This window comes from Vibrio amylolyticus, assembly GCF_023145695.1.
GTDB lineage: Bacteria > Pseudomonadota > Gammaproteobacteria > Enterobacterales > Vibrionaceae > Vibrio > Vibrio amylolyticus.
In genome coordinates, this window is record NZ_JAJHVV010000009.1 from 42,349 (window position 1) to 61,182 (window position 18,834).

General features: G+C 42.8%; 16 protein-coding genes. 11 read left to right on the forward strand and 5 right to left on the reverse strand.

The features are described from left to right. The first annotated feature begins 57 nt into the window (after nt 1-57). Nucleotides 58-1,632 carry a maltose ABC transporter permease MalF gene (malF, locus tag KP803_RS14845; RefSeq protein WP_248009636.1) on the forward strand — a complete coding sequence of 525 codons (1,575 nt, stop codon included), beginning with the start codon at nt 58-60 and terminating at the stop codon, nt 1,630-1,632. An 11-nt stretch (nt 1,633-1,643) separates the two neighbouring features. Beyond that, entirely contained in the window at nt 1,644-2,534 is an 891-nt protein-coding gene (gene malG / locus KP803_RS14850; protein ID WP_248009637.1) for a maltose ABC transporter permease MalG, read from the forward strand. 399 nt (nt 2,535-2,933) lie between these two features. Here the strand turns inward: malG and KP803_RS14855 are convergent, their stop codons facing one another. The 3 genes from KP803_RS14855 to KP803_RS14865 all read right to left on the reverse strand — a co-directional run bounded on the left by KP803_RS14855 (nt 2,934) and on the right by KP803_RS14865 (nt 4,419). Then, nucleotides 2,934-3,179, reverse strand: coding sequence for a hypothetical protein (locus tag KP803_RS14855; protein WP_248009638.1), 246 nt, complete (start codon nt 3,177-3,179; stop codon nt 2,934-2,936). A 187-nt stretch (nt 3,180-3,366) separates the two neighbouring features. Continuing rightward, nucleotides 3,367-3,852: an acyl-CoA thioesterase gene (locus KP803_RS14860; protein ID WP_248009639.1), complete on the reverse strand. Its 486-nt coding sequence runs from the start codon at nt 3,850-3,852 to the stop codon at nt 3,367-3,369. 309 nt (nt 3,853-4,161) lie between these two features. Next, the gene (locus tag KP803_RS14865; protein WP_248009640.1) at nt 4,162-4,419 is read right to left on the reverse strand and encodes an FxsA family protein; all 258 of its coding nucleotides are present in this window, start codon (nt 4,417-4,419) and stop codon (nt 4,162-4,164) included. Between the two features lie 293 nt (nt 4,420-4,712). On the opposite strand from KP803_RS14865, the gene hcp reads away from it, so the two are divergent. Further along, entirely contained in the window at nt 4,713-6,380 is a 1,668-nt protein-coding gene (hcp, locus tag KP803_RS14870) for a hydroxylamine reductase (protein WP_248009641.1), read from the forward strand. 77 nt (nt 6,381-6,457) lie between these two features. After that, nucleotides 6,458-7,501: an FAD-binding oxidoreductase gene (locus KP803_RS14875; RefSeq protein ID WP_248009642.1), complete on the forward strand. Its 1,044-nt coding sequence runs from the start codon at nt 6,458-6,460 to the stop codon at nt 7,499-7,501. Nucleotides 7,502-7,601: 100 nt separating this feature from the next. On the opposite strand, the gene KP803_RS14880 is transcribed toward KP803_RS14875, so the two are convergent. Together KP803_RS14880 and KP803_RS14885 are read right to left on the reverse strand one after the other, a co-directional pair. Next, a complete protein-coding gene (locus KP803_RS14880; protein ID WP_248009643.1) occupies nt 7,602-8,465 on the reverse strand; it encodes a MurR/RpiR family transcriptional regulator in 864 nt (287 codons plus the stop codon). A 79-nt stretch (nt 8,466-8,544) separates the two neighbouring features. Then, nucleotides 8,545-9,798 carry an amino acid deaminase gene (locus tag KP803_RS14885; RefSeq protein WP_248009644.1) on the reverse strand — a complete coding sequence of 418 codons (1,254 nt, stop codon included), beginning with the start codon at nt 9,796-9,798 and terminating at the stop codon, nt 8,545-8,547. A 196-nt stretch (nt 9,799-9,994) separates the two neighbouring features. On the opposite strand from KP803_RS14885, the gene KP803_RS14890 reads away from it, so the two are divergent. From KP803_RS14890 to KP803_RS14920, 7 genes are all read left to right on the forward strand, one after another. Further along, nucleotides 9,995-11,431, forward strand: coding sequence for an N-acyl-D-amino-acid deacylase family protein (locus tag KP803_RS14890; protein ID WP_248009645.1), 1,437 nt, complete (start codon nt 9,995-9,997; stop codon nt 11,429-11,431). A gap of 69 nt (nt 11,432-11,500) precedes the next feature. Further along, the gene (locus KP803_RS14895; protein ID WP_017038696.1) at nt 11,501-11,893 is read left to right on the forward strand and encodes a RidA family protein; all 393 of its coding nucleotides are present in this window, start codon (nt 11,501-11,503) and stop codon (nt 11,891-11,893) included. A 207-nt stretch (nt 11,894-12,100) separates the two neighbouring features. Further along, nucleotides 12,101-13,612, forward strand: coding sequence for a sodium:solute symporter family protein (locus KP803_RS14900; protein ID WP_248009646.1), 1,512 nt, complete (start codon nt 12,101-12,103; stop codon nt 13,610-13,612). Between the two features lie 90 nt (nt 13,613-13,702). Continuing rightward, on the forward strand, nt 13,703-14,656 hold the full coding sequence (locus KP803_RS14905; protein WP_248009647.1) for a sugar kinase: 954 nt from the start codon (nt 13,703-13,705) through the stop codon (nt 14,654-14,656). An 88-nt stretch (nt 14,657-14,744) separates the two neighbouring features. After that, a complete protein-coding gene (locus KP803_RS14910; protein WP_248009648.1) occupies nt 14,745-15,374 on the forward strand; it encodes a bifunctional 4-hydroxy-2-oxoglutarate aldolase/2-dehydro-3-deoxy-phosphogluconate aldolase in 630 nt (209 codons plus the stop codon). A 170-nt stretch (nt 15,375-15,544) separates the two neighbouring features. Continuing rightward, nucleotides 15,545-16,237, forward strand: coding sequence for an oligogalacturonate-specific porin KdgM family protein (locus tag KP803_RS14915; RefSeq protein ID WP_248009649.1), 693 nt, complete (start codon nt 15,545-15,547; stop codon nt 16,235-16,237). 92 nt (nt 16,238-16,329) lie between these two features. Further along, entirely contained in the window at nt 16,330-18,780 is a 2,451-nt protein-coding gene (locus KP803_RS14920; protein WP_248009650.1) for a family 20 glycosylhydrolase, read from the forward strand. The last annotated feature ends 54 nt before the right edge of the window (nt 18,781-18,834 follow it).

An 18,834-nucleotide genomic window follows, 5' to 3' on the forward strand; every position in this document is an offset into this window, starting at 1 on the left:
TAACCTCTCCTTCATTTCTATTTTTATTCTCTATTTTTATCGCTAGCAGGTTCCTCTATGCAGTCAGTTCAAGGTACAGATGCAATGACATCAGCAACAACGAGTTTACCGACCAGCAAGAGTGTCTTCATTAAATGGGCACTTTTAGGGTCAGTCGGTCTCGTTAATGGTTATGCCACCATTCTCATGTATTCTCGTGGTGAAACCGCGTTTGCACTTTTAACCGTCATTCTCACAGCACTAGCACTGTATATTTTTGGCAGTAAAAAGACGTACGCGCATCGTTATATCTATCCGGGTATTGCCGGAATGATCTTATTTATTATTTTCCCTCTGGTTTATACCGTAGGGTTAGCATTCACCAACTACAGCGCAAAAAACCAACTCTCTTTTGAGCGAGCCCAGAGTGTTCTACTTGATAGAACTTATCAGAGTGGCGAGAGCTATCCATTCAGTCTGTATAAAACAGAGAATGGACATCAAATTGCGGTTGAAAAAGGTGAACAGTTATTAGTCACTGATACTTTCAATCTAGCGTCGTTATCGGTTACTGATATGGATCTATCTGTCGCAGAGTCAGTTGACGGCGAAAAAGAACAGATCAGAGCGATAATTCAAAATCGAACTGCTTTGAGTGGTGTTGATCTACACCTGCCAAGTGGTGAAGACATACGCATGAGTGGATTAAGAAAATTCGCTGCCGTTGTTCCTCTTTATACGCTTCAAGATGATGGCGAATTATTAGTCAATAACGAGACTGGCGAACTGTTCCGACCAAATATGGACGTTGGTTTCTATCAGCCAGTTGATGAAGCAGGCAGCTTTGTGGGTTCTACCGTCTCTCCGGGGTTCATTGTTGATATAGGCACCCATAACTTCGAACGAATTTGGAAAGATGATGGCATTAAAGAACCGTTTATCAGCATCTTTATTTGGACCATTGTCTTCTCTGTTATTACGGTGATCGCAACACTTATCATCGGTCTTATTCTTGCCAGTATTGTTCAATGGGAAGCGTTAAAAGGTCGCGCAATTTATCGCGTGTTGCTTATCCTTCCGTATGCGGTACCCGCTTTTATTTCGATTCTGATATTTAAAGGCTTATTTAACCAAAGCTTTGGTGAAATCAATGTGGTGCTGCAATCTCTATTTGGTATCAGCCCTGCGTGGTTCTCAGATCCACTCCTTGCGAAAACCATGGTACTTATCGTTAATACATGGCTTGGGTTCCCTTATATGATGATTCTGTGTATGGGGCTACTGAAGGCGATTCCAGAGGATCTATACGAAGCTTCTGCTATTGATGGTGCGAACTTTATTCATAATTTTACCAAAGTAACCTTACCACTGATGATTAAGCCGTTAACGCCGCTACTGATTGCCGCTTTCGCGTTCAACTTTAATAACTTTGTTATGATTCAGCTATTAACTCAGGGCGGTCCAAATATGATAGGGACTTCTGAACCAGCAGGTTATACCGATCTATTAGTAAGTTATACCTACCGCATCGCGTTTGAAGGCGCAGGTGGTCAAGACTTTGGTTTGGCAAGTGCAATCGCAACACTGATCTTCCTACTCGTTGGTGGATTGGCATTACTTAACTTACGCTTCACGAAGCTTTCTCAAGATTAAGGATAATAATAATGGCAATGGTACAAGGTAAATCCTTAAAATATCGTGTATGGGCAACACACATCGCTCTCTGGGTGTTTTTGTCGCTCATAATCTTTCCACTGTTAATGGTCATCGCGATTTCGTTTCGAGAAGGTAACTTCGCGACAGGTAGCTTGATTCCAGAAAATCCTTCATTAGAGCACTGGAAGTTGGCGCTTGGATTCAGTGTGACCCATGCCGATGGCTCGGTGACACCGCCTCCGTTCCCTGTATTAACCTGGTTATGGAACTCAGTAAAAGTGGCGGGTATTACGTCTGTACTCGTCGTATCGCTCTCAACAACGTCTGCCTACGCGTTTGCAAGAATGCGCTTTAAAGGTAAGAACACTATTTTGAAAGCGATGATGATCTTTCAAATGTTCCCAGCTGTACTGGCTTTAGTAGCTATCTATGCGTTGTTTGACAAACTTGGGCAGTATATTCCGTTTCTTGGCTTGAACACGCACGGAGGATTGATTTTCTCTTATCTTGGCGGGATAGCGTTGCATGTTTGGACAATCAAAGGTTACTTTGAATCAATTGATAATTCATTAGAAGAAGCGGCCGCACTTGATGGTGCAACGCCTTGGCAAGCCTTTAGATTGGTATTATTGCCACTTTCTGTTCCAATCTTGGCAGTTGTGTTTATTTTGTCATTTATTATGGTCGTCGGTGAAGTTCCGGTAGCATCATTGTTACTTTCTGATGTAAACTCGTACACACTAGCGGTTGGAATGCAGCAGTATTTGTACCCTCAGAACTATCTATGGGGTGACTTTGCGGCAGCAGCAGTACTTTCTGCATTACCTATCACTATCGTATTTTTACTTGCGCAGCGTTGGCTTGTCGGAGGACTTACAGCTGGCGGTGTGAAAGGATAATAACGATAAGGGCGACCCTAAAGGGCCGCCCATTTGTTCATTAGCTTAACATTTTAGGTTTGGCCGCCGATCCGTTAAGACTAAGAGCAATTCTGGCGTTACGCATAGCTGGCTGTTAGCTAGATTCCTTACATAATTTTCACTAACAGTTTTTGTAACCAAAACCCTAGCATTGCTTGGGTTTTTTTATATCTAAAACTTGAGTAAGTCTTTAGAGCTGTACATTCATGAAAGATAAAAGGATACAAATGAACAGTGTGAATGAGTATAGGGTGCTGCAGCAAACAGAACAGCCTTCGGATAGTGCCTTGCGAGTGATCGTCAAAATGAATATGTAATAGAAGGATGAGTTACATTCAACTGTGATTGATGAAACACTCTGTTGGGAAAGGGGAACGTTTATAGTTCGCGGCTAGAAGGAGCACAGCCTAAATATTGAAGCAGAATATAGATACTCTCTTGTTTTAAAGCCACTTTTCTAAACAGATCCGCAAAGGTAGCATCACCACCAAAGCAAGCTTGGATGTAATGATTAATCTCAGCGTCTTTATAGCCTTCAACGTACATTGTTCGAACCCACTGATACTCGACCGCTTTTAGGTTATTAATGGTAGATTCACTTAATGTGGTTTTTTTAAGGTTCAAGCGGTTTCCTTTTCATCGCCTATCCAATATTGAAAGCGAATTAAAGCAAATTAAGATGAAAGAAAAATGACAGTTAAGATTATTGACAAATAATTGAAAAACAAAGCCCAAGTCATCAATAACACGAATGAATTTGGGCTGTTTAATATGGTTTTATGGCATTTGAACGACGATAATACGGTAAGCGTTATTTTAAATACTTAACGTGTGCTTCCATCTCTTCACCAATCTCTTTACGCATATTCATCAAGCGAATGGCTGAATCTCTAAGGTGAATATCTTCTTCTGTGGTGGGCACCCACTCAGGAACCTGAGTTGAATTGCCGTTCTCATCAACGGCTACCATGATAACGATACAGTGAGTCGTTAGGCGGTTATTCAGCTCTTTAGGATCACTTGCTTGCACATCAATGGCAATATGCATAGAACTACGGCCTGTGTATATCACCTTAGCACTGACCTCAACTAAGTTACCTACATGAATAGGGGCAACAAAACGAATTCCACCGGCATAGGCCGTAATACAGTACTTACCACTCCAGGCTGCTGAACACGCATAGGCAGCTAAATCAATCCATTTCATAGCAGCGCCGCCATGAACCTTACCACCAAAATTAACATCACTCGGCTCAGCTAAAAATCGCAATGTTACTTCTCTTTTTCCACTGCTCATAGTTCAATCCTTTATTGTTATATGTCTTTCACTGCTTATTAACCTGAACTCAGGAAAACAATAAGTTAACAAACTGTAACATATTCAATTTCATTTGGCTTTTAAAGCCTGACTTAAGATTAAGCGTAGTGTACTAAAGCCTATTTGGCGTAATAACAACACAATAGGGAAGGTGACTTTTTCAGATGGATAGAACATGAAAAAGAGCCTGAACATTACCGTGAATAAGTAATGATCAAGCTCTTTTAGGGGGAATCTATATTCATTCAAACATCCAATCGCTCGGGGGAAGCTGTTGGATGGAGTTAGTTACGACTTGCGGTTTACTTCTTCATATTCACCATCAATGGTATTCGCATTGTTATCCATAGCAGAATTCATATTGGCGTATTGAGGCTGACCATTCATATTGAAGTGGCCGTTATTCATTTGATTTTGCATCTGTTTTTGAAGGCGCTTACCTGTAATCAATGCAACGATAGTTAATGGAATAGCCATTACCAATGCAAACACAAGAGTGAAAAAGCCAGTGATTACCGCGAGTGTGCTTACTATTAATCTATTCATATCTTCTATTACCTCTTAATTAACGACATCAGTTTAACGGTCTAAAGATGAACAAAACATGAATATGGAGTGGAGTCATTAAGACACTTATGTGTAGTTTACTGGCTATCTTAAGGAGAGTCATATTGACCTTTATTATCGTGTGGTTTTTATAAGTAATTGTATTTGCTGAGTAATAGTTTTGGCACGCTTAATGCTCTATAGGGCGAGAGCAATTTAAAAACTAACGAGTGTTCAGCACTGGTTAGAGAATTAATAAGCAAGTAAGCAATCTAACAACACTGGAGCCTTAAATGTTCTGTATTCAATGTGAACAAACAATTCAAACGCCTGTCTCTAAAGGGTGTTCTTACACTCAAGGTATGTGTGGTAAAACGTCGGATGTATCCGACCTACAAGATGTGTTAGTGCATTCGCTACAAGGGGTCTCTTTTTGGGCTAACGTAGGGCGATCTTGTGGTGTTATTGATATTGAGGTGGATGAGTGGGCACCAAAAGCCTTTTTCGCAACCTTAACCAATGTGAACTTCGATCCTGAACGTATTGTAGAGTTTTCCCAGCAATCTCAAGCGTTTAAAAAGCGTTTAGAACAAAAGGTACAAGCAGCTTCAATCGCAACTGGCTTTGTCATCCCAGAGCAATCAACAGCAGCCAAATTCAATCTTCCAACCGATGTTGACTCACTGTTAGCACTAGCGCCTTTAGCTGCTGTAAACCGAGGTCATGAATCACTGCATGAAGATGTCATTGGTCTGCGTTTATTGTGTCTTTATGGGCTAAAAGGCGCGGCTGCTTATATGGAACACGCTTTAGTTCTTGGTCAAACAGACACAGAAATTCAAGCTGAATACCATGAAATCATGGCACTACTTGGTACTGATCCGACGGATCTTCAACTGCTTTTAGATACATCAATGAAGATTGGTCTGATGAACTACAAAGTGATGGAGATGTTGGACAAAGGGGAAACTCAAACCTTCGGTCACCCTGAGCCAACAAGTGTAAACGTGAAGACAGTAAAAGGTCACTGTATTTTAGTGTCAGGTCATGATCTCCATGACTTAGAGAAGATACTTCAGCAAACGGAAGGAAAGGGCATTAATGTTTACACCAATGGTGAAATGTTGCCCGCTCACGGTTATCCAGAATTAAACAAATACCCTCACTTAGCGGGTAACTACGGAAGTGCTTGGCAGAATCAGCAAAAAGAGTTTGCCAACTTCCCCGGCGCGATTGTGATGACTTCTAACTGTCTTCTTAACCCTGACGTTGGCCAGTACCGAGATCGTCTATTCACACGTAGCATTGTTGGTTGGCCAGGTGTGGCTCACTTGGAAGGTGATGATTTCTCTAAGGTGATTGAATGTGCATTGGCTCAGCCTGGTTTTACTCAAAACGAAATTGAACAGAACATCACGGTTGGTTTTGGTCGTAATGCACTAATGGCTGCAGCTCCTGCGGTTATTGAGCAAGTGAAAGAAGGTAATATTAAACACTTCTTCCTTGTGGGGGGCTGTGATGGTGATAAGTCTGAGCGTAGCTACTACACCGACTTCACTAGCCAAGCACCGGATGACACGCTTATTTTGACGCTTGCTTGCGGTAAGTTCCGCTTTAACAAGAACCAATTTGGTGACATCAACGGAATCCCACGTTTATTAGATGTTGGTCAATGTAACGATGCCTATTCAGCGATTCAACTGGCTCTGGCTTTAGCGGATGAGTTTGATTGCGGTATTAACGAGTTACCATTGACGCTGGTTCTTTCTTGGTTCGAGCAAAAAGCGATTGTCATCTTATTAACCTTGTTTGCCCTTGGGGTGAAAGGTATCTACACAGGCCCTACAGCGCCAGCGTTCTTAACTGATAATCTTTTAAAGATCATTCAAGATCAGTTTGATATGCGCTCTATCTCTTCCCCTGAAGAAGATTTGGCAACAATCTTAGAAGTTAACGCGTAGTTCCTTACCTTATTTAAGCCCCACATTAATGGGGCTTTTCTCCTTTTATCCCATTATTTATAGAGAGTACAAAGCTTATGCAAGCTTGGTCTAATAGTGAGTCAGTGGAACTCACCTGTTTAAAAAAATGGCAGGAAACCGCAGATACCGTCAGCGTAGAACTCGGCTCTCGTCACGAGGATATGGTATTTGATTTTAAGCCTGGTCAATTTATTACTTTGGGTATTAATATGCCTGAAAAATTGGATTATCGTGCTTACTCGATCAGTTCATTAGCCGGACAACCAAGATTAAAACTGACCGTTAAACGCGTGAACCAAGGGTTAATGTCGAACTATATTGTTGATCACCTTGATGAAGGCGATCAGGTGAGTGCATTAAAGCCCGCTGGTGCATTTAACTGCATAGATTGTCCCCCAACTGCTACGAAAAAGGTGACGTTAATCAGTGCTGGGTGCGGAATTACCCCTGTCATGGCTATGGCGCAACACTGGCTTGAAAACGAGAAAGACGTAGACATAGACTTCATTCACACCGCTAACAATCGACTAGAAACAATATACTTTCACGAGTTAAAAGAGCTAGACCGACAACATAGTAACTTTAATTTCAAGTTACTGCTTAATGACAGTAAAGGCACGGATTATCCCCAAGGTTATTTGGATAAATCTTGGCTCGAACGCTTAGCTCCCGGTATCGTCAGTAGTACGGTATACCTTTGTGGCCCTGTTGGATTTATGGAAGATATTGAGTCTTATCTTAAAGAGATGAACTTTGATATGAGCCAGTTCTTTCAAGAGAGCTTTACGCCGTCGGAAAAGGACAGCAACAACGCCGTGGAAGGCTCTCAAGGTGACGTTGTCAAAATAATGGTACCGAGCTTTGGTGTTGAAGTAGAAGCCGAAAGCGACAGTACGTTGATTGATGCGCTCGAAAAAGGTGGCGTGCCAGTTATTGCCGCTTGTCGGAGCGGAATCTGCGGATCATGCAAATGTAAGGTGACGAAGGGAAGTATCACCTCGAGCAGCACTGAAACGTTAACGCCTGAAGAGATTGAACAAGGCTTTGTTCTAGCGTGTTCAAGCAAAGTTAGCGGTGATGTGGAAATTGCCCTTAGCTAAGTAGCCCTATTAGTGATTGAAAATATAGCGTAGAAAATGAAAGCCACAGTTTGCTGTCCTGTAGAGGGTTGCTAACGGAGTGGCTTAATCATTAGAAAGACTAATCGCCGAGTGGTTGACGCTCCAAGCCGCCTCGATGGGAGTCTAACGCCATCTTAAGTCGTCTTAGTTTGTCTCTAGAGCTACGTTTATGAGCGACGGCCAATTCAAGAGATATCACATCCACCAAAGCCAGCATCGCATAGCGAGAAGCCGAGGGTTTATAGATGAAGTCCGTCTCGTCGTGTTGAATGGGTAGAACCAGATCAGCGCTTTGGGCTAGGGGGGTATTTACGGGGGTAATCGCAATCACTTTCATGCCGTATTTCTTGATAAGCTGGGCTGTTTCTACCAAAACAGGCGTATAACCGGTGGCAGAAATGATCACAAACACATCACTCTTATCGGCGGTTGCGGCCACCATTTGAGCGAGCATGCCATCGTTGTAAGCAACAACGGCGTAGCCGAATCGGAATAGACGGTGTTGTAGCTCTTGAGAGGCTATGGTTGAACCGCCGCCCATACCAATTGATACAATCTGTCTTGCTTCGTGGAGCCAAGTAATCGCTGTCTCAATATCTTGCTCATTGATTAAGCTTCGATTGATGTCCAATGACTGTTTTATAGATTCATAGACACCTTGGTAACCCGTTTGATCGGGCGGCTCCAAGATGAATCGCTGACCAATAGTAAGCGACTGTGCTAATTTGAATTTCATATCTCGCACGTTGCTGCAACCTATCGCCTTAGCAAAGCGGGTGATCGTTGCTTCGCTCACCTGTGCGTTTTCTGCTAGCTCAGTAATGCTCGCATTGGCAGCGAGATTAATGTCATCCATGATTAGCTTAGCGACTTTTTTCTCGGCATCACGTAGCGCACTAAAACGCTCGGTGATCTGAGAAACAATATCTACTTCAAGAGTCAAAATTACCGTCCTTCTATTTGATATCTTGCTGTAGATATCGTTCTTCGATGTTTATATCAGTATTGATAAAACATGCCAATTAAAAGCAAGTTTCAACCCAGTGAGTGACCATAAATTCATCATCACAAACCGCAATATGACGCCATTTATCAAACGTTAAGCAAGGGTGGGAAGTAGAGAAGGCAATCATGTCACCCACTTGAATATCGTTTTCAGCGTCAACTTCAATGAAGGTGTGCTGATCCATCACGTCCGTTGAGGTGATACCGGCGACTGAAATTGGCTTACCGTTACTGTAAGCCCGTTCTGCGATAGGCAAGCCCGCATCAAACGCCACATCACGTTTACCCATACCAACGATCGCTTTCGTTGGCTCTGGTCTTGAAATGACATACGCCCAAATCTCTAATGAAGATTCAAGATCGCCCCCGAGCTCACAAGCGTAACCACTGTTCGCTTGAGCACGGCTCATTACTTTGCTTTGCGCATCAAGATAGATACCCGTGTCGTGAATGGCGTAGCAGCCTGGGCGAATGATTGCGGTCGCGTGGGTTAGGTTTGAAAAACATTCTGCAACCACGTCATACCAAGCGGAACCGGCTCCTGTGATGATCGGCTTGTCATTGATTAAGTTGTCATTTGACAGTGTTTGAACCAACGCGAGTGTGTCGTTCAAAAACTCACGAATCAGCTGCTCTTGGTTTGGGCCTTGAATGACCCCTTCATAGACTTCGATACCCGCTAACTTTAATGATGACATTCCTTGCATAGCATCAGCGAGTTCCAGTAACTCTTCGCCGCTACGGCAACCGCAACGTCCACCTTGCACGCCACGTTCTAATAGAACATTAAGTGTATGGCTAGTTTGAGCGAAGAAGCTATCCAGTTGATCGAGGTTGATCATCGAATCGGCGCAGCAATAGAAGTCGACATCAAATTGTTCAATTAGATTCGCAACGAGTGCCATGTTCGCTTTACCAACCAACTGGTTGGCCATGATGATGTTCTTGGCACCCGCTAATGCGGCTACCTCTGCTTGAATAGGGGTAGCGACGGTAACTCCCCAAGCACCATTTTCTAATTGCTGCTGAATAAAATCAGGCGTCATTGACGTTTTACTGTGTGGCGCCAGCTGAACATGATGGTGGTCAGCGAAACGTTGCATCCACTGAAGGTTGTTTTGTAGTGACGATTGTTTCACAACCGCTACAGGCAACGAAATGTCTTCCTTAATCAGGCTGTATTGCATGTTCTCTTCTAACGTTACAGCGCGCCCTTTTTGGCCGAGATGAGCGAGTCCAAGTAGGTCTTTTTGATAGTTTCTATCATTCATTATTATTGTTTCTCCAGAGATTAAAGCAAACTAACATTGCCTAAGTTGTTGTTTTTGTTTGTTTGAATGCAATCATGATACTTTTAATGTTAGAAACTATCAAACATTGAGTTTGTTTTTGTGTGTTTTATCACTGAATAATTCGTGGAGAATATTAAGATAACCACAGTAGAAATGAGGATTGAGAGAGTAAATAATGTTATTCGATACCATCATAAAAAATATAGAGGTGTTCGATGGCTCTGGTGAAGAGGCGTTTTTTGCTGATGTTGCAATCCGCGATAACCGCATTGAGAAAATTGGCAAGCTTGATTTAGAAGAGTGCCAACATGTTATCGAAGGTCATGGGCTTGCATTGGCTCCGGGTTTTATCGACGTACATACCCATGACGACACCAACGTTATCCGCTACCCAGAGTGCTTACCAAAAATTAGCCAAGGTGTTACCACTGTTATTGTAGGTAACTGTGGAATCAGTGCCTCTCCAGCAGTATTAGAAACTGCACCGCCTGATCCAATGAACCTTCTTGGTGAACAGAAAGATTTTAAATATCCATCTTTTATGGCGTATGCCGAAGCGGTGGAAAAAGCCAAGCCTGCTGTAAACGTAGCGGCGCTTGTCGGCCATACTACACTTCGTAACCAAGTGATGGACCGCTTAGATAGAACCGCTACTGATGGTGAAATAGCGCAGATGCAATCGTCGTTAACCAAAGCGATGGAACAAGGTGCATTAGGTTTAAGTTCTGGTCTTGCTTATGCGAGTGCTAGACAAGCCACGGCAAATGAAGTCATGCAATTGTCTGAGGTTCTTGCTGAACATGGTGGCATCTACACGACTCACATGCGTACTGAATTTGAAGAAATTATCAGTGCGATGGACGAAGCGTTCGAAACTGGAAAACACGCTCGCGTTCCTGTTGTTATCTCACACCTAAAATGTGCAGGCGCTGGTAATTGGGGTAGAACAGTTGAGGTGATTGATCACCTAGAAACGGCGTCCAAGCACCAAGATGTCTCGTGTGATTGTTACCCGTATTCAGCGAGCTCATCAACGCTTGATTTGAAGCAAGTGACTGATGAAATTGATATTTTCATTACGTGGTCTGAAGCCTTGCCACAGCACGCAGGTAAGATGCTGGGTGACATCGCGAGTGAAATGAACTTACCGCTGATGGACGCTGCAAAAGCGTTACAACCAGCGGGCGCGGTTTACCACTGCATGGATGAGAACGATGTGAAACGCGTATTAAAATACAAGCTTACTATGGTGGGGTCTGATGGTTTACCGAACGATCCACATCCACACCCGCGCTTGTGGGGCACGTTCCCGAAAGTGTTAGGTCATTACAGCCGTGAAGAGAAGTTATTTTCCATGTCTGAAGCGATTCATAAAATGACAGGGCTTTCGGCAAAACGCTACAACTTAGCGCATCGTGGAATTATTAAAGAAGGGGCTTACGCTGATTTGGTGATATTTAATCCAAATACGGTTAAAGATACAGCAACTTTTGAAAATCCTATATCAGCTTCACAAGGTATAGAATACGTTTTTGTAAATGGAGAGCTGTCATATTATAAAGGGGCAGTGCAGAGTAAACGTTCTGGTGTATTTATATTTAATAATAAATAAGCCAAATACATATCCAATATTAATTTAACTAAAATAAATCAATTTGATTATTTGAACTGGAGTAAGAAAATGTCAATCAAACGTTATGGTGTAGAAGGTGGTACTGGTACAGGTGGTCAACACTTACCGTTTGCAAGAGCAACCGAAGCTGGTGGTTTCTTGTACGTATCAGGTCAAACACCGATGACAGATGGCGAAGTCGTTGAAGGCGGTATTATTGATCAGTCTCGCTTAGCGATTCAAAACTGTGTTGATATCATGACCGAGTGTGGTTATGAGCTAGAAGACGTTATGCACGTTAAAGTAGTACTAACAGATTCTCGTTATTTTCAATCATTTAACAAAGTTTTTAAAGAGTTCTTTGGTGCTAACCCACCTGCTCGTATCTGTATGGTATGTGATTTGGTTGTTGACGTTAAAGTTGAAGTTGACGTTACCTGCTACCGTAAAGATCGTGCGTAATAACACGTAAATAAAGATCCAATATAGATATTAGGATCGACTTTAATTAAACTGTGCACAAATAGATGTACTGAAATTAATGTGGACCTAATATCTAGAACCCTACAAATATAATCACAAACGAATTATTAAATATAACCTATCAAGTGATTATGTTATTAAAAATAATAGATGAATTATTAAATTCATATATTGGAGATCTGCGCAATGGATAGTACGTTATTCCTAACAGGCTTTGGCCTTTATGTTTGTTTCCTTATTTGGCTAGGTTGGTTTGTATCTCGAAACCAAAAGTCAGGTGAAGATTTCTTATTAGGTGGCCGTGGCCTACCTATGTTCCTAGTATTAGGTACTACTGTGGCAACCATGGTTGGTACTGGCTCAAGTATGGGCGCAGTCGGCTTTGGATATGCAAATGGCTGGGCAGGTGCTTTATACGGTATCGGTGGCGCAATCGGTATCCTATTGCTAGCACTTTGGTTTGCTCCTGTACGTAAGCTTAACTTCATGACCATGAGTGAAGAGCTGGCTTACTACGTTGGTGCTAACAGAATCGTTAAAAACGTTGTTGGTCTGCTTATCTTTATCGCGTCAATCGGTTGGTTGGGTGCTCACATTCTAGGTGGCGGCATGTACCTAGCGTGGATTGCAGATATCGACCTCAATCTAGCGAAAATCATTATCGCGGCTGCATTTACCATTTACGTTGTGATCGGTGGTTACACTGCAGTTGTATGGACTGATACTATTCAAGCCGTGATTCTTTTCGCAGGCTTTATCCTGATGGCAGTAATGTCTGTTAATCACATTGGTGGACTAGACAACCTATACGAAGCAATGGACCCAGCGGCAACAAGCTTCTTGGCAATTGAAAAACTCGGTATCATTCCAGCAGTATCTCTAGCGGTGGTTATCGGTGTCGGTGTACTTGCAACGCCATCATTCCGTCAACGTATCTACTCTGGTAAAGATGTATCGACGATCCGCCGTTCATTCGTAGCGTCTGGTGTACTTTACTTATTCTTCTCAATCATCCCAGCCGTAATCGGTATGGCTGCTCATGCGATTGACCCAACACTAGAAAACCCGAACTTCTCGTTCCCTTACATTGCAGCAACAGTATTGCCTGTAGGCGTTGGTATGATTGTTCTTATCGCGGGTCTATCTGCAACGATGTCGAGCGCAAGTTCTGATGCCATTGCTGGTGTATCTATCTTACTTCGTGATGTTTACGTGATGTTCACAGGCCGCGTACCAAACAAAGAGTCTATGCTTAACTACTCTCGCTTAGCGTTAGTTGTGGTGATTGGTTTCGCTCTACTGTTCGCTCTAACGTCAAATGATATCATTGGCTACATCACTAAGATGATTTCAACGGTAATGTCAGGCATGTTTGTTTGTGGCATGTTGGGTAAATTCTGGAGCCGTTATAACTGGCAGGGCGCGATTGCTACACTAGCTGGTGCTTCTATCGCTTCTTTCGCTGTGATGATGAGTGCTGACCTAACAGCCTTCTGGGGTAACCCAGTGATTCCATCTTGCTTAACAGCTCTAGTTGCTGGTGTGATTGTTGCTCTAGCGACACCTGCAAACCAAGTAACACCAGAAATGGCACAAGCTATCCTAGATGATGAGCGTGCAATGATGGAGATGGAAACGAAAGGTGAAGTAGCTCAGGACGACCCTGCGGCAAATCGCCCAGCAGTTCAAAATAGCTAACTCTATTTCCAACTCAAATGAGGCTCAACTCTGAGCCTCATTACTTCAATACTGTTTTTCTTATACTGCGACTTACAATATAGGTTCCCGATGGCTAATCAAACGACGTCTGAACAACTCAATATCGCTTTCTTTGGCGAATGCATGGTAGAGCTCAGTGGTTCTCCTATTCGTAAAGCCTTCGGCGGCGACACATTAAATACGGCACTTTACCTTTCTCGTCTTACTACCAACCAAGCTGTATCTGTTTCTTACGCAACAGGGTTAGGCGTTGATGAACTGTCCAAAGAGATGATTCAACAGTGGCAAGATGAAGGTATTGATACAACGCTAGTCACACAGTTCACAGACAAACTGCCAGGCCTATATATGGTTGAAGTCGATGATACGGGTGAGCGTCAATTCCTTTATTGGCGTGATAACGCCGCAGTGAAATCTTATTTCAGTGGACAGCAGGTAAGCGCGTTAGAAACGGAGATGCAAACTAAGTCCATCGATGCGTTATACATTAGCGGTATTAGCTTCGCAATTTTAGATCTTGTCTCTCGTCAGCATCTTTTGACTCTTATTGAAGGGTTTGTGCAACAAGGTGGCAGGCTGATCTTTGATAACAATTATCGCCCGCAACTTTGGTCAATTGAAGATGCAAAATATTGGTATGGGAAACTGCTTCCATTGGTCGATATAGCACTGATCACTGAAGATGACGATCTGTTGGTTTGGGGCGATGCGGAAAGTGTTGAACAGCGCTGCTTACGCCTTGGTTGTAAAGAGATCGTCATTAAACGTGGCTGTGAGCCTTGTAAGCTTGTACTGAAACAGAATGACAGCATAGATGAGCAATACGTTGCTGCTGAAAAAGTGTCGAACGTTGTTGATACCTGTGCTGCTGGTGACTCGTTTGCCGCTGGCTACCTAGCTGCAAGATTAACGGGCAATAGTGCAACTGAATCAGCAAAGCTTGGCCATCAAATGGCATCTATCGTGATTCAACATCCAGGGGCTATTATCCCTAACTCTGCAATGGACGCTTTAGTTAGATAACAAAGAGTTAAATAAAAAACTGGTTAAGTAGGCATTAAGTAACCTGCTTTCAATGTAAACAAGATAATAAAAACTTAGTGGAAAATTTATGTCTCAAGAAATGATTAATCAACTGAAGCAATTCAAAGTAATTCCTGTTATTCAAATTAATAAGGTTGAGCACGCGGTTCCACTAGCGAAGGTGCTAGTTGAAAACGGTTTACCCGTTGCTGAAGTGACATTTAGAACCGAAGCCGCTGCTGAAGCGATTCGCCAAATGCGTGAAGCTTATCCAGAGATGTGCATCGGCGCAGGGACTGTACTTAACGCAAAGCAAGTTGAGTTAGCGAAAGAAGCGGGTTCAGAATTTGTTGTGTCTCCTGGTCTAAACCCGAATACCGTTCGTTACTGTCAAGAAGTGAACATGCCGATCGTACCGGGCGTGAATAACCCAAGCCAAGTAGAGCAAGCGCTAGAGTTAGGTTTAAACTTCCTTAAGTTCTTCCCAGCAGAAGCATCTGGTGGCATCAGCATGGTGAAGTCTTTACTCGCGCCGTACGTTGATGTTTCTTTCATGCCGACAGGTGGTATTGGAAAAGGCAACGTTAATGACTACCTAGGCATTGACCGCATTGTTTGTTGTGGTGGTACTTGGATGGTTTCTCCAGCACTGATCGAAAGTGAACAGTGGGACGAGATTGGCCGCCTAGTTCGTGAAGCGGTTGAGCTAGTAAAATAGCCACATAAATCCATTCTAAGCCGTATTAATTACCTCTATTAGTACGGCTAATAAATATATCCAAACTATGAATACTCATTGAGTACGGATACTCACGTCTAAAAAATGGAATCTACGGTATTTAAATAATAATAACTTTAATTATAAATTGATTATATAAGTAGTGAATCATGAAAAAAATAATACCTGTATCCTTATTAGCACTTCTTCCATTAACCGCAACAGCGGGCTATGTTGACTTTCGAACTGAGTACCGCAGCACAACAGATCAATACAATAGCCGTTTTATTATCGGTAACCACTTTGATAACGGCTACGGTTTAGAAACATTAACCAATGTACGCCATGCGGCTGGTGCCTATGATGAGACTCGCGTTATTAATACCGAGTTTACCCATTACTATACGCACGCGATCAACGACAATTTTATGCTCAACCCAGGTTTGGTGATGAACTTTCAAGGCTCGAATACTTTTTTAATGCCTTACCTGAAGATGAACTACAACTTTGACAACGGCTTGTTCGTACACGGTCGTTACCGTTATGACTTCTCAACCGAAGCGTTAGAGAATGATTACGGTAATGAAGAGACAGCCAAGCGTCACCGTTACGATATCTGGACTGGCTACAACACAGATAGCTACCAAATCTCTTACGCGTTTACTTATTTCGATCAGATCACGCATCACACCAATGAGCTAGCAACCGGCGATCTTCATGCTCGCGAACACACGGTAAAAGCCGTTTATAAGTGGAAATCAAATATCCGCCCGTACGCGGAAGTGGTTGATGCCGATACCATCGCTTCAAAGGATGATAAAACCGATTGGCGTTTCCGTTTAGGTGTGAATTTCTCTTTCTAAATAAATGAAATATTTAAATTGTGATTTAAGTCTATAAATGCAATGTATCTAAATTAAATATGTAAAAATTATATATTATAGGAATAAATAAAATGAAAAAAACGATATTGTCTTTATTAATATCAAGCTCAATGGTTTCTCCTATGGCATTAGCAATGGCACCAAATACAGATTTAAACCTTATGCCTTATCCACAAACTGTGGAATTAAAAAAAGGTCAGGTTACAGTAGATAGCGAATTTAAAGTCTTTATTAAAGGTTTTAATTCAGACCGTGTTGAATATACGGCAAAACGATTTATTGACCGTCTTGAAAGACAAACGGGTGTCCCTACACTGAATTGGCAGGCTGAGAACGAAAAAGAAGCCAATTTAGTTATTGATATTAACCGTGCTCCGAAGACAGAAGTTCAAAATATCGAATCAGACGAGTCTTACCGCATTACTACTCGCGGCGATCGTATTGTTCTCTCTTCTGAAAGCCCATACGGTGCTATTCGCGGTATTGAGACGATTCTTCAACTTGTTCAATCAACGTCGACGGGTTACCACATCCCAGCGGTAACGATTGTTGATGAACCTCGATTCCAGTGGCGTGGTGTTTCATACGATACTTCTCGTCATTTCATCGAGTTTGACGTACTGATTCGCCAACTAGATGCGATGGCTTCTGCGAAAATGAACGTGTTCCATTGGCACTTCTGGGATGATCAAGGTATTCGTATCCAAACCGATTCTTGGACTCGCTTATGGTCGGAAAGCTCAGACGGTAATTACTACACGAAAGATCAAGTTCGTTACTTAGTAGAATATGCTCGCAATCTAGGTATCCGTGTGATCCCAGAGGTCTCGTTACCTGGTCACTCTTCTGCTGTTGCTCACGCTTACCCGCGCCTAATGTCGGGTGGTGAAGGCCAATCGTATGAACAAGAGCGCGAGTGGGGTGTATTTGAACCATTAATGGATCCACTCAATCCTGAGTTGTATGAAATGTTGGGTGACGTCTTTGATGAAGTAGTTGCTCTATTCCCAGATGAATACTTCCACATTGGTGGCGATGAGCCAAACTACTCTCAATGGATCAACAGTGAAAAGCACCAAGCCTTCATTGCTGAGAACAACATTGATGGCGAACGTGGTCTGCAATCTTACCTCAACATCAAAGTTGAGCAGATGCTAGAAGAACGCGGTAAGAAGATGACAGGTTGGGACGAAATCTGGCATAAAGATCTGCCAACATCGATCGTTATTCAAAGCTGGCAAGGGCACGATAGTATTGGCCGTGCAGCGAAAGAAGGTTACCAAGGTATTCTATCGACAGGTTATTACCTAGATCAGCCTCAACCAACGAGCTACCACTACCGAAATGATCCGATTCCAAAAGGGATCACGGTAGATGATTCCCTTCATGCTGGTGAGAGCTTTGTTAGCTACCAGTGGGAAAAGCCGCGTACTAAAGGTGGCCCACGTAAGGGACTACTTACTATCATTGAAGCAAAAGATGGTACGCCTCGCGCATTTGTTGATTATAACGGCAAATCACGTGAAGAGGTGTTCATTAAAGAGTACCAGCCTGGCAAGTCTCTAGTCGCGTACTTCGATAACTTCATGTCATATACCGAGTTTAATTTAAACCTAGATCAAAATGGATTTAGCGAAGGGAGTTACCAGCTTATTGGTAATGTTCGTTGGCCAACGACAGCAAACATTGTTGCAAGCAGCGCAATGGAAGGCAGTGTTATCCCTGAGCCAGACGGTGGTTACCCAGCAGAGCTTACTGAGAAAGAGAAAGAGCTTATTCTTGGTGGCGAAATCACCATGTGGCTAGAAAATAAAGACACGCATACCGTAGAGCAGTACCTATGGCCACGTAGCTACGCGATTGCTGAACGTTTATGGTCTGACGCGTCTTTAACTGACGAAGAGAGCATGTATGAGCGTATGGCCGTGATGGATACATGGTCAGAAGTGTCTGTGGGTCTGCGTCATCATGCGGATGCGGATATGCTGCTTAAGCGTCTAGCGAAAGGTCAAAATATTCAGTCTCTACAGGCATTAGCTAAGTACATTGAACCTGCGCAATATTATGCTCGTAACTGGGAGAAGTGGATTTCGACTGAAAATCACGGCGATCTGTATAACCAACATGAGCGTTTGAACCGTTTTGTTGATGCGTTAGTGGTAGAAAGCTACGCGGTTTACGATATGGAAAAACTGGTTAGCGATTTTGCATTAGGTAATAGCGCTGCGTTAGTTGAATTAGAAACTCACTACCAAAATGTTCGTCAAGCGGCTGTAGCATCGAAACCAATTTTTGCTGACCACGTCGCGTCTGTTGACAGCGTTGTGATTGCAGAGAAAGCGGAGCTGATTGCTGATTTAGGCTTAACGCTGATTGAGAAAGCGAAACAAGGTGAGACGATTCGACTTGAAGATGCTCAGGCTTACTTAGCTGTGATCAGTGAGTCTGCAAAAATCTACGACGAAGCGATTGTAGCGATTGTTCGCCCAACGGAAGCGTTAGTGCGCCACTTGACTAAATAGTCACAATTCAAAGTAACAAAAAAGCCGCTAGAATTCGGAAACGGGTACTAGCGG